Source organism: Streptomyces sp. NPDC020917 (assembly GCF_044333795.1).
Taxonomy (GTDB): Bacteria; Actinomycetota; Actinomycetes; order Streptomycetales; family Streptomycetaceae; genus Actinacidiphila.
In genome coordinates this window covers 157,700-169,452 of record NZ_JBIRRR010000017.1, presented here as the reverse complement: position 1 = coordinate 169,452, position 11,753 = coordinate 157,700, and the positions used below count along the sequence as shown (strand labels likewise).

At 73.9% G+C, this 11,753-nt stretch carries 11 protein-coding genes; 4 read left to right on the top strand and 7 right to left on the bottom strand.

The genetic code is table 11. The features are described from left to right. Positions 1 to 25: 25 nt before the first annotated feature. Positions 26 to 967: a LysR family transcriptional regulator gene (locus ACH4TG_RS30130; protein WP_398245730.1), complete on the bottom strand. Its 942-nt coding sequence runs from the start codon at positions 965 to 967 to the stop codon at positions 26 to 28. A 71-nt stretch (positions 968 to 1,038) separates the two neighbouring features. Between ACH4TG_RS30130 and ACH4TG_RS30125 the strand changes: the two genes are divergently transcribed. Next, positions 1,039 to 1,926, top strand: coding sequence for an SDR family NAD(P)-dependent oxidoreductase (locus ACH4TG_RS30125; RefSeq protein ID WP_398245729.1), 888 nt, complete (start codon positions 1,039 to 1,041; stop codon positions 1,924 to 1,926). Between the two features lie 407 nt (positions 1,927 to 2,333). Next, the gene (locus ACH4TG_RS30120; protein ID WP_398245728.1) at positions 2,334 to 3,608 is read left to right on the top strand and encodes an APC family permease; all 1,275 of its coding nucleotides are present in this window, start codon (positions 2,334 to 2,336) and stop codon (positions 3,606 to 3,608) included. 33 nt (positions 3,609 to 3,641) lie between these two features. Here ACH4TG_RS30120 and ACH4TG_RS30115 read toward each other — a convergent pair whose 3' ends face one another. Continuing rightward, entirely contained in the window at positions 3,642 to 3,950 is a 309-nt protein-coding gene (locus tag ACH4TG_RS30115) for a PadR family transcriptional regulator (RefSeq protein ID WP_398245726.1), read from the bottom strand. A 327-nt stretch (positions 3,951 to 4,277) separates the two neighbouring features. Between ACH4TG_RS30115 and ACH4TG_RS30110 the strand changes: the two genes are divergently transcribed. Beyond that, entirely contained in the window at positions 4,278 to 4,877 is a 600-nt protein-coding gene (locus ACH4TG_RS30110; RefSeq protein ID WP_398245725.1) for a GrpB family protein, read from the top strand. 85 nt (positions 4,878 to 4,962) lie between these two features. On the opposite strand, the gene ACH4TG_RS30105 is transcribed toward ACH4TG_RS30110, so the two are convergent. Continuing rightward, positions 4,963 to 5,790: a neprosin family prolyl endopeptidase gene (locus tag ACH4TG_RS30105; protein ID WP_398245723.1), complete on the bottom strand. Its 828-nt coding sequence runs from the start codon at positions 5,788 to 5,790 to the stop codon at positions 4,963 to 4,965. Positions 5,791 to 6,034: 244 nt separating this feature from the next. Here ACH4TG_RS30105 and ACH4TG_RS30100 point away from each other — a divergent pair, with 244 nt between their 5' ends. Further along, a complete protein-coding gene (locus ACH4TG_RS30100) occupies positions 6,035 to 7,411 on the top strand; it encodes a tetratricopeptide repeat protein (RefSeq protein WP_398245722.1) in 1,377 nt (458 codons plus the stop codon). A 68-nt stretch (positions 7,412 to 7,479) separates the two neighbouring features. On the opposite strand, the gene ACH4TG_RS30095 is transcribed toward ACH4TG_RS30100, so the two are convergent. The 4 genes from ACH4TG_RS30095 to ACH4TG_RS30080 form a co-directional block, all read right to left on the bottom strand. Next, complete coding sequence (locus tag ACH4TG_RS30095) at positions 7,480 to 8,016, bottom strand: hypothetical protein (protein WP_398245720.1); 537 nt, start codon at positions 8,014 to 8,016, stop codon at positions 7,480 to 7,482. 89 nt (positions 8,017 to 8,105) lie between these two features. Next, complete coding sequence (locus ACH4TG_RS30090) at positions 8,106 to 9,383, bottom strand: cation:proton antiporter (RefSeq protein ID WP_398245718.1); 1,278 nt, start codon at positions 9,381 to 9,383, stop codon at positions 8,106 to 8,108. 5 nt (positions 9,384 to 9,388) lie between these two features. Further along, positions 9,389 to 9,874: a cation:proton antiporter regulatory subunit gene (locus ACH4TG_RS30085; RefSeq protein ID WP_398245717.1), complete on the bottom strand. Its 486-nt coding sequence runs from the start codon at positions 9,872 to 9,874 to the stop codon at positions 9,389 to 9,391. 144 nt (positions 9,875 to 10,018) lie between these two features. Beyond that, positions 10,019 to 11,581, bottom strand: a complete 1,563-nt coding sequence (locus ACH4TG_RS30080; RefSeq protein WP_398245716.1) for an alpha-L-arabinofuranosidase B — start codon at positions 11,579 to 11,581, stop codon at positions 10,019 to 10,021. Positions 11,582 to 11,753 lie beyond the last annotated feature (172 nt).

Here is an 11,753-nt window from a genome sequence, read left to right as displayed (position 1 = left end):
AAGCGGGCGCGGGCGCAGGTGCAGGTCAGGCGGGCGCGGCGGGCGGCACCGGAGTGTCGGCGTCGAGGGCGGCGGCACGCAGGGCCGCCGCGACACGGCGGACCGGCTCGGACGGCGGCTGCGGCAGCCGCGCCAGCATCAGCCGGCGCAGCTCCTGCGGGCCGCCGCGGACCGGGAGGATGCGCACTCCGGGCGGCGCGGCAGCGGCAAGGACGGCGGGCGCGGTCGTCACCCCGCACCCGGCGGCCACCAGATGGAGCTTGGCCAGCCAGTCCCGCGCCGTCTGGGCGATCTCGGGGCGCTCGTCGAGCCCCGGCCACACGCCCATCGCCCGGTCGCCGTCCGCCGAGGGCCCGGCGATCCAGCGCAGGCCGCGCAGGTCCGCCACGTCGACGTAGTCGCCGCGGGCCAGCGGATGGGAGGCGGGCAGCGCCAGGCACAGCGCGCGCTCGGTGAGGGTGTGCAGGGCGAGCGGCGGCGACTCGGCGTCCGGCGGCCGGAACGGCGGCGCCGACGCGAGCAGCGCCAGGTCCACACTTCCGGCCCGCAGCGCCCGCGCCAGGGCGGGGGTGCTGCCCTCCCGGCCGACGACCTGGAGTCCGGGGTCGCTTCGGCGCAGCGCGGCCAGCGCACGCGGCACCAGGACGGCGCCGGCACTGGGGAACCAGCCCAGCCGTACCGTGCCGGCCTGCCCGGGCAGGCCGGACAGCTCCCGGGCGGCCGCGTCGATCTCGTCCAGCACGACGGTGGCGCGCCGCATCACGACCCGGCCGGCCGCGGTGAGCCGCACCCCGTCGCGGCGCCGCTCCAGCAGCTCGGCGCCCGCGGCCCGTTCGATCGCGGCGATCTGCCGGGACACTGCCGACTGGGTGTAGCCCAGCGTCGCGGCGGCCGCGGTGAACGTCCCCTGCTCGACCACCGCGCGGAAGACCCGCAGCGCGGTCAGCGACACTTCCGTGAAGTCCATGACGATCACGCATACTACCGGTGCCCAACTTTCGTTGGACTCATGGATGCGGGGTTCCTAGCGTGGTCCTCATGAACGCTTCCCGTCTCGCCCTCGTCACGGGCGCCAACCAGGGGCTCGGCCGCGCATTCACCGAAGGGCTCGCTGCCCGGATGGACCCCGGCGACCTGGTCCTGCTCACCGGCCGGGACCCGCAGCGGGTGGCGGCGGCCGCCCGCGAGGTCGCAGCACTGCCCGGCACCCGCGCCCGCGTCGAGGGCCGCGTCCTCGACGTCACCGACACCGAGGCCATCGCCCGCCTCGCCGAGGACCTCGGGGCCCGCCACGGCGGGGTCGACGTGGTCCTGTCCAACGCGGTCGCGCGCGTGCTGCCCGACGAGTCGCAGTCCGCGCGGGCCGACGAGTTCATCGACGTCTCCAACACCGCCACCCACGCGGTGCTGCGCTCCTTCGGACCGGTGCTGCGCCCCGGCGGCCGGCTGCTCGTCGTGGCGAGCGGGCTCGGCACCCTCGGCCACCTCGACCCGCGGCTGCACCCCCTGTTCGACGGCGCGAGCCTGGACCAGGTCGAGTACGCCGTCGAGTCGTGGCGCGGCGCGGTCCACCACGGCACCTCCGAGGAGGCCGGGTGGCCGCGCTGGCTGAACATCCCCTCGAAGGTGGCCCAGGTCGCCGCCGTCCGCGCGGTCGCCGCGGAGCGCCGCGAGCAGGACCTGGCGGCGGGCACCCTGATCGCCTCGGTGTGCCCCGGCATGGTCGACACGCCCACCTCCCGCCCCTGGTTCAGCGACTACAGCCAGGCGCAGACGCCCGAGCAGGCGGCGGAGGCCGTGCTCGACCTGGTCTTCGCGGAGGGCGCGGACCCGGCCCTGTACGGCGAGTTGGTCCAGTTCGGCAAGGCCCTGCCGTGGCACGCGGGCGCCCCGCTGACCGAGCAGGACCGCCTCCTCACCCCCTGAACGCCGTCCCACGCGCCGCGGGTTCGGGCCCCTGCGCGGGCGTCTCGTCCTCGTCCGGTGATGCGCGCCGCCGCGCCCTCACGCGCGCCCCTGGCGCGCATCCACCTGCGAACACGCACCAACTCACGCCCGGATCAGTTCCGGTGGCGGCCCGGACCTCCACCGGACCGGCAGGCACGGCCAGTTCTGCCCAGCATCGCCGCACGCAGGCAGCGGGGAGCGCCGGTCCGCCGGCGCCGGCGCGGACCGGTGCGGCGCAGACCGGTGCGGCGCGGACCGGTGCGGCGCGGCGCGGCGGCCGCCGGATGCGGCCGCGGTTCCGGTCCGGGACGCGCTGGGCCCGGGCGGGTGCCTCGTCTATCGTTCTCCGATATCGGGTGCCGTAATGCTCGGGCGAGGGAGTGGACGTGGGCAGGGTGGCGGCGGGGCGGGCGCCGGAGGAGCTGGAGCGGCGGCTGGGGCTCAACGACGCGGTGGTGATCGGCCTGGGGTCGATGATCGGCGCCGGGGTCTTCGCCGCGCTGGCCCCGGCCGCGCGTGCCGCGGGGTCGGGACTGCTGCCGGGTCTGGCGGTGGCGGCCGTGGTCGCGTTCTGCAACGCCACCTCGTCGGCGCGGCTGGCCGCCCGCTATCCGGCGTCCGGCGGCACGTACGTGTACGGGCGGGCGCGGCTGGGCGACTTCTGGGGGTACCTGGCCGGCTGGGCGTTCGTGGTGGGCAAGACCGCGTCGTGCGCCGCGATGGCGCTGACCGTCGGCGCGTACGCGTGGCCCGGGCAGGCGCACGCCGTGGCGGTCGCCGCGGTGGTGGCGCTGACCGCGGTGGACTACGCGGGCGTGCAGAAGTCCGCGTGGCTGACCCGCGTCGTCGTCGCGATCGTGCTGGCGGTGCTGGCCGCGGTCGTCATCGCCTCGCTGACGTCGGGCGCCGCGTCCGCGGCCCGCCTGGACGTGCGCGGCGACGCCTCGTTCGGCGGGGTGCTGCAGGCCGGCGGGCTGCTGTTCTTCGCGTTCGCCGGCTACGCGCGGATCGCCACGCTGGGCGAGGAGGTGCGCGATCCGGCGCGGACCATCCCCCGCGCCGTCCCGCTCGCGCTCGGCATCACCCTCGTCGTGTACGCGCTCGTGGCCGTGTCGTGCCTGGCGGTGCTCGGCCCGGAGCAGCTGGGCCGGGCCTCGGCGCCGCTGTCGGAGGCGGTACGGGCCGCGGGCGCCGACTGGCTGGCGCCGGCGGTCCGGGTCGGTGCGGCGGTGGCGGCGCTGGGTTCGCTGCTCGCGCTCATCCTGGGCGTCTCACGGACCACCCTGGCCATGGCCCGCGACCGGCACCTGCCGCACGTGCTGTCCGCCGTGCACCCGCGCTTCAAGGTGCCGCACCGGGCGGAGCTGGCGGTCGGCGCGGTGGTGGCCGTCCTCGCGGCGGTGGCGGACGTCCGCGGGGCGATCGGCTTCTCGTCCTTCGGGGTGCTGGTGTACTACGCGATCGCCAACGCCTCGGCGTGGACGCTCACTTCGGGCGAGGGGCGGCCACCGCGGCTGGTCCCCGGCGCGGGCCTCGCCGGGTGCCTGCTGCTCGCGTTCGCGCTGCCCGGCGCGTCGGTCGTCACGGGCGCGGCGGTGCTGGCGGCGGGCGCCGCGGCCTATGCCGTCCGCCGCGTGCTGACCGGCCGTTCGGCCGCCTGACCCCGGGACGCGCACGCCGCCCGGTCGGCAGGGCTACGGAGTTGTGTCGTCGCCGAGGACCTCGCGGGCGAGTTCGCGCAGCGCCCTGCGGTCCTCCTCCAATGCCGTCCGCCCGGCCTTCGTCGCCGTGTAGACGCGCCGCGTCCGGCCGTCGACCACGTGCTGTTCCGAGGTGAGCAGCCCGTCGGCCTCCAGCCGGTGCAGGGTGGGGTACAGCGTGCCGGGGCTGATGTCGTACCCGTGCCGGGCCAGTTCCGCCGTCATCCAGGCGCCGTGGATCTCCCCCTCGGCCGCGTGGTGCAGGATGTGCAGCCGCACGGCGCCGCGCTGGAACTCCCGCACCGGATCTCCCACCTCCACGCCGCCGACCGGCAGTGACGAAGCCGATATCGGCCCCCGATCCTACGCCCGGCCCGGCGGGCCGTCGGCCACGCCGGTCCTTGACCTGCGGGCGTTTCCTTCGGGCCGCGCCGGTCGTCGGTCCCGTTCCCGCCCGAGGAGGAGGCGCCCGTTGCCCAGCCACCCGTCCGGGTCGTCCCACGGTTCCACCGGTCGGGGGCGGCGCGCGCCGAGACGTTGTTCGGGGCGTGCGGGACCGCCTCGGGCCGCGGGTGGCCCGGCCCGCGATTCCGGTGACGGGCTCTGGCGGTCCCGCCCATGCTGGACGGCATGCCCTTTCCTGACGAGTCGGCCCCGGTGGCCGTGGTGGACCACCGGCCCCAATGGGCCGGGGAATTCGAGCGGTTGGCGGCCGTGCTGCGCGGTGCGCTGGGGGACGAGGCCCGCGCGGTCGAGCACGTCGGGTCCACCGCGGTGCCGGGCCTGGCGGCCAAGGACTGCGTGGACGTCCAGGTCCTGGTCGACGCCGTCGACCAGGCCCGGCAGGTGCCGCTGATGACCGCCGCCGGCTTCCGCTGCCGGCCCGAGCCCTGGAACCGCGCGGAGACCGCGGGCGGCCGGCGCTGCCCGAAGCTCGTGTTCGCGCCGCCGGCCGGTGCGCGCCGGTGCAACGTCCATCTGCGCGAAGTGGGCGGCCCCAACGCCCGGTTCGCGCTGCTGTTCCGCGACTACCTGCGCGCGGACGCCGGGGCACGCGAGGCGTGGGGCGCGTTCAAGCAGCGCCTGGCCCTCAGCGTGCCGGACCTGCTCGACTACGGGCAGATCAAGGCGCCCGCGACGCAGGTGCTGATGGCGGCGGCCGAGGGGTGGGCGGCCGCGACCGGCTGGCAGCCGGCGTGGCTGACCGCGGGTCCGCTGCGACCGGCTTGAGCGTGGTCGGACCGGCCGCGTGACCGGCCTTACGGGCGGCGGGAGTTGCCCGGCTCCCGCCGCCCGCGCGGATCGTCCGCGGGCGTCAGCAGGCGCCGGAGCCCGGACCGCCCAGGTGGAACGAGGTGGCGGTCGCCTTCCCGTAGTCGTAGCTGTCGGGGCTGCTCGCGGTCACGGTGAAGCGGGGGCTGTCCGCGGCGCCCTGGAGCCGGTAGCCGTCGATCCACGAGGAGTTGGGGCCGCTGCCCGGCCTGCCGTTGCCCATGTCGGTGCAGGAGGGCAGGTCGTCGCTGTTGAGGGCGACCTCGCCGAACGCGGTGACGACCTGGGCGCGGGTGTAGGTGCCGTCCCACAGCGAGCCGGGGAAGTAGCCCACCTCCTGGTGGTTGTAGAGGACCCACCAGTCGCCGTCGACGTTGCGGAGGGCGAACTCGGCGACCTGCCCAGGGTGCAGGGCCATGCCGGCCGTGACCTTCTTCGAGACGGGGACGAAGCCGCAGCCGTTGTAGCAGGACTCCTGCCCGTTCACCCAGTGGTAGACGAACAGGTGCGGGGCGCTGTCGCCGTTGAGTTCCGGGTCGACGGTCCAGCCGATCTCGACGGTGGACACCCGGTCGGTGTCCTGGAGCGCCAGCTCTTGAAGGGAGTGCTCGCCGCTCTGCGCCGGGTCGACCTCGGGGGCCTCGATCTTCATCCGGACGGCGGCGCCCGCGGTGTCCGTGATCTGACGCCCGTACACGTAGTCGTAGCAGGCGCCGTACCAGCAGGTGGGGCCGGTCGGGGCCGCGGCGGCGGTGGGCGGCACGGTGGGCGCGGCGGAGGAGGACGCCTCGGCGGGGGCGGAGGAGAGCGTGGACAGCAGGATCAGGGCCGAGGTGGCGAGGGCTCCGGCAAGGGCGGGGCGTATGCGCATGGCGGTGCTCCGGTGGGTGTCGTGGACGGGCGAGGGCGTGCCGGACCGTCGGGGCGGCGGGGTGGTGCCGGCGGCGACCAGGGGCGTAAGTCGGTATGTAAGTCGCCTTACGTTGCGAGTTAAGCTAGGGCCAATCCGGCAGCGGGACAAGGGCCGCCGGGGCGTCAACTCGCCCTCGTACCAACCGGCTCCAGGCGTGATAGGAGTGGGCCGGGCGGGACCGCCCGACGACAGGAAGGTGCTCATGCCGACGGCTGGTACGGAGGAGTCCGCGCACGGCGACGCCAAGGGGATCGGGGAGCGCGTCCAGGCCCTGCGGACCCGGCTGGGGCTCACCCAGCGGCAGTTGGCCGAGCCCCGGTACACGGCCGCCTACGTTTCCACCGTCGAGGCGGGCAAGGTCCGGGCGTCCGAGACGGCCCTGCGCTACTTCGCGGGCAAACTCGACACCACCTTCGAGCAGTTGGCGACCGGCGTCCCGGCCGGGCTGCGCGCCGAACTGCGCGAGGGCCTGGTGCGGGCGGCCGAGTTGGTGGACGCCGGGTCCGGCGACGACGCCGAGCGGCTGCTGGCAGCGCTCGTCGCGCAGGCGGCGGGCCATCGACTCCACGACCTGGAAGCGCAGTTGCGGGTGGCCCTCGGGAACTGCCTGCTGCGGAGGGGTGAACTGGCCGTCGGGCGCGAGCAGTTCGAGCAGGCTCAGGTCCTGCTCGCCGACGAGCCGCTGCCGGCCAGGGTGCGCGCGGTGCGCGGCCTGGCCACCGCCCACCAGTTGGAGGGCGACGTGCGGTACGCCTGCTTCCTGCTGGAGAAGTGCATCAACGAGCTGAACGCGGACGGGCTGCCCGACCCGGACGCCCTGCTGCTCATGTACGCCACCGTCATCACGCCGTACATGGACCTCGGGGCCTACGAGCGCGCCACCAGGGCCGCCGGCCTGGCCCTCGACCTGGCGCCCCAGGTCAAGGACCCCGTCGCGGTCGCCGGCCTGCACCGCGCGGTGGCCCGCACGCTGGCCGCCCGGGGGCGGTACGAGGACGCCGAGGGCTACCTGGTCAAGGCCCAGGAGCTGTACCAACGGCGGGAGATCCGCTCCGAGTTGGCACAGTGCCATTGGATGCGGGGCTATCTGCACACCCAGCACGACCGGCTGGCGGACGCGGAGGACGAACTGCGGACGGCCCTCACGATGCTGCGGGAGACCGGGGGGACGTTCTACGCGGCGCAGGTCGAGGTCGAGCTCGCCGACGTGCGGCGGCGGCTCGGCCACCACGCGGACGCGGAACGCCTGCTGCAGGGCCTGCTGGAGGAACTCGGCCCGGGCCGCGGCGCGGTGCACGCCGCGGCGGCCCACCGGCTGCTCGGCCTGATCCACGAGGAGCGGGGCGACGCCGGCGAGGCCGAAAGGCACTACCGGGCGGCGATCCCGCTGCAGGAGGAGGCCGACGTCATCGGCGACCTCGCCGACACCTCACGCCTGCTCGGCGACCTGCTCCACCGCCAGGGCCGCACGGACGAGGCCGTCACCGCCTACCGCCACGCCCTCACCCGCCTCGCCCGCCCCGGCACCGTCACCCTGGGCCCCGCCCCCACTCCCCCACCCCTCCACGCCCCGCAGTAGATCCGCGCCGCAGCGCTCGACGGCGCGAAGTACGGGGCTTTCGCAGTGCGGCCGGCCCACTCCAAGGATCAGAGGTCGTCGGCGCGGGTGAGGGCTTCGGTGATCATGCGGGTGGCGAAGTCGCGGTCTTCGGTGAGGCGGTTGATGTGCTCGGCGAGCAGGAAGGCGGTGGCTTCCAGGGGGTTCATCTCGTCGTTGGTCCAGTAGCCGTACTGCTTGCGCCACAGGCCGGGACTCTGGCCCATGCCCGCGGCGACGAGTAAGCCGGCCATGGTGGGGATGGCCTCGGGGCGGACGCTCCTGGGCATCAGCCGCATCGTCGCCACGAGGTTGGGCACCACGTACTCGATGACGTCCTTGCCGTGGTCCTCGTAGGCCATCCGCAGCCACTGCATGAACATGTAGATGAGCGTGCAGGCGCCGTCCAGCACGTCGTCGGCCCCGCTCGGGCCGAGCGACGCGACGAACTGCTCGGTGAGCGCCTCCTCGACGGCGTCGGGCTCGACCTTGTTGTCGTAGATGGACTTCAGACGCGAGTCGACCATCATGAGCGCGGCGCCGACGTCGCCGAGGGGGGCGTACTGGGGGTCGCAGGGCGATGACAAGGTTCCTCCTCGGCAGACCGCCGGTCGCGCGGTGTGTCCGTACGGTAGCCCACCGTTGACACGACGGTCCGACGAATCCCGAGGAAGATCTACGAGGGGCTCTCGCTCACGGAGACGTCCGGGAGGGAGGCGTCCGGGGCGTCGGGGACGTCCGGAACTCCCGTACGCACGGAGGGAGGCGGCGGATCGTCGGGGGCCGGCAGGCCGGAGCGGCGGCGCAGCCGCTCGGCGAGGCGGCGCGCCGCGGGTTCGGTGAAGCGCGCGCTGATCGGCCCGAGGATCACCAGGAGCAGGACGTAGGCCGTGGCCAGCGGCCCGATCTTGGGGTCGACGCCGACCGCGAGCCCCGCGATGACGATGGAGAACTCGCCGCGGGCGACCAGGGCCCCGCCGGCCCGCCACCGTCCGGCGGTCTTGATGCCCGCCCGCCGCGCGGCGAAGTACCCGGTGGCCACCTTGGTGAGCGCGGTGGTGACGGCGAGCAGCAGCGCGGGCAGCAGCACCGGCGGTATGTCGGCGGGGACCGTGCTCAGCCCGAAGAAGACGAAGAAGACGGCGGCGAACAGGTCCTTGAGCGGGGCGAGCAGGCTGACGGCGCCCTCGGCGACCTCGCCGGACAGCGCGATGCCGACGAGGAACGCGCCGACCGCGGCCGACACCTGGAGCTGCTGGGCGATGCCCGCGACGAGCAGTGCGAGCCCGAGGACCACCAGGAGCAGCATCTCCGCGTCGTCGGAGGACACCGCGCGGCTGATGATCCGGCCGTGGCGCAGGGCGACGTACAGCACGGCGCCCACCGTGCCGAGCGAGATGAGCAGCGTCAGGCTGCCGCCGGCCAGGCCGACGCCGGAGAGCAGGGCGGTGAGGATGGGGAGGTAGACCGCCATGGCCAGGTCCTCCATCACCAGGACGCCCAGGATGACGGGCGTCTCGCGATTGCCGAGCCGCCCGAGGTCGCCCAGGATCTTGGCGATGACACCCGAGGACGAGATCCACGTCACACCGGCCAGGGCGACGGCGGCCACCGGCCCCCAGCCCATCAGGAGCGCGGCCGCGGCCCCGGGGAGCGCGTTGAAGACGAAGTCGACGGCACCGGTGGGGTACTGCGTCTTGAGGCTGGTGACGAGGTCGGAGGCGCTGTACTCGAGCCCGAGCATCAGCAGGAGGAGGATGACGCCGATCTCGGCGCCGGTGGCGACGAAGTCCTCGCTGGCGTCGAGCGGCAGCAGGCCGCCCTCCCCGAAGGCGAGTCCGGCGAGCAGGTAGAGCGGGATGGGTGAGAACCCGATGCGGCCGGCGAGGCGGCCGACGAGGCCGAGGGCAAGGACGATGGCGCCGAGTTCGATGAGCAGCGAGGTGTCCTGCACCGGCCCTACCCTCCCGCGATCAGCGTGCTGACGGCGTTGACGCCTTCGCGTGTCCCGACGACGACCAGCACGTCGCCGATGGCGAAGCGGAAGTCGGGCGTCGGCGAGGGGTGGGCTCCGGTGCGCCGCAGCACGGCGACGATCGACGCCCCGGTGCGGGTGCGGGCCTGGGTGTCGGCGAGCTGCCTGCCGGCGTAGGGCGAGTGCTTGGAGACCGGGATGCGCTCGGTGACCAGGTCGATCTCGACCTGCTGGCGCAGGCTGCGCAGCGAGTCGGGGGCGAGCACCTGGGCGAGGGCGGCCGCCTCCTGCGGGCCGAGGACGACCGTGTCCCGGCAGCTGTCGTCGTCGCGCGGATCGTGGAAGCCGATGGTGCGGCGGCCGTCGAAGTGGACGACGACGGACAGGTGCTGGCCGGACTCCGTGTCCAGGTCGCACCGGGTGCCCACTCCGGGCAGTGCCGTCGACCGCGTGCGTGCCGCGTCCACCATGATCAGCTCCTCCACTCAGAGATCAACGCCATTCATTAATACAGTAATGAAATGGTCAAATCCAAAGGTGGACGATGCCGACCTCGCCCGCACCGCCGGCGGTGAGGTGGTCACCGCCGGCGGCTTCCGGTCCTGCGGAAGGGGTCAGCTCCAGGCGGCGGCGACGTTCCAGCTGGTGTCGTCGTTCCAGAGGGTGCTGGAGTCGAAGGCGTTCGCGCCGCCGTCGGACGCGATGTACACGGTGTAGGCGTAGTGGCGGATGGAGCGGTCGGGGTAGTTCTCCGAGGCGAAGGAGTAGCCCTGGCCGTTGTGGCCCGCCTGCGGGCAGAAGGTGGCGTCCTGCTGGAACAGCGACGTGCCGTCGCTCGTCGCCAGCTGGAGCTGGTAGTTGGAGTGGCGCAGGTAGTGGCCTGCCTGGTTGGCCGACTCGAAGGACACGCACGCGCTGTTGGCCAGCCCGGCGCGCACGATCCAGGTGGCGTCGCCCTTGTCGGTCGCCGAACTCGACGACGTGATGCCCGAGATGACGACGTTGTTGTCGCTGTCGTCGTGCCGGACGTAGTCCGCGGTGCAGCAGGACGTGGTCGCCTGGAGCGAGATCCGCGACCCCGGCGTCAGCCCCGTCCCTCCGGTCGAACCACTGCCGTAGTTCACGGAGTTGATGTTGGCCTGGACGGCGTTCTCGGTGGCGTCGGACGGGTAGCCGGAGGTCATGACGCCCTCGTAGAAGGTGCCGGCCGAGCCCTTGCTGTTGTCGCCGCCGATGCCGAGGATGATCGCGCCCTCCTTGTGCATCGGGTTGTAGCCCGAGACGTTGGGGCGGGCGCCGCTGTAGTAGGTCGACAGGCCGCCGGACTGGGCGTTGCCGCCGCGGATGGCCCACTGGTTGGGGCCGCCCTTGACCATGGCGGTCAGGTAGCGGTGGTTGACCGTCGGGTCGTTGGCGTTGTACCCGGCGTTGACGCCGGAGAACAGGCCGTTCTCCAGGTCGGCCATCACCCAGGGGCCGTTGCCGGCCCCGTAGCCCCAGACCTTGATGTTGCCGAAGTAGATGGCCTCCATGTGGCCGTTGCCGGTGTCGTTGTTGCTGGTCTCGGCGTTGCCGTAGTCGAAGCAGCAGCCGCCGTTGTAGTGGGTGCCGTCGAGGATCGCGTACATGCCCTCGGGGCTGTCACCGGTGGCGATCCCGCTGGTGTGGTCGTTGCGGTAGCCGGTGCCGGGGGCGACGAAGACGCCGTAGGCCTTGTGGCCGCCGGCGATGGTGGGGGCCGCGGTGGCACTGGCCAGGTTGTCGGGGCCGCCCGCCGCGCCGCCCGCCGGTGCCTGGGTCAGGTTGTTGCCGCGGCCGGACTGGTCGTAGATCACGGTGATCACGCAGGTGGTGCCGGCGCAGAAGGAATCCTGCGCGGCGGCGTCGGCGTAGCCGCCGGCGCTCAGCACGCCGATGTTCTGCGTGGCGTTGTCCGAGGCCCGCCTGACCTGGTACAGCGAGCCGTTGTAGGCGGAGTACAGGGCTCGGGTGGTGCTGTGCGCGGCGACGCAGGGCGTCCCGCCGGAGGCGTAGATGTCGCAGGGCAGCGAACCGGCCGCCTGCGAGGCCGGCGAGGTCCCGGCGAGCACCCCGGCGATCAGGGCGGCGGCGGCGAGGAACGCCAGCGCCCACCTTCTGAACTGCCGGTGGACATGGGCCTGTGCGAGTGCGGACACGAAGTCCTCCTCTTGTGTGGGGGGGTCCGGGCGCGTGCGCCCGGCCTGGTGGTTCGGCCGCGGCCACACGGTGGCCGCGGACGTTCGCGGGCACGACGGACCGGTGGGGCGGCTCCGTGCCAAGTACGGGAGCCGCCCCACGAGGTGTGGGCCGTGTCAGATGCGGGGCGGA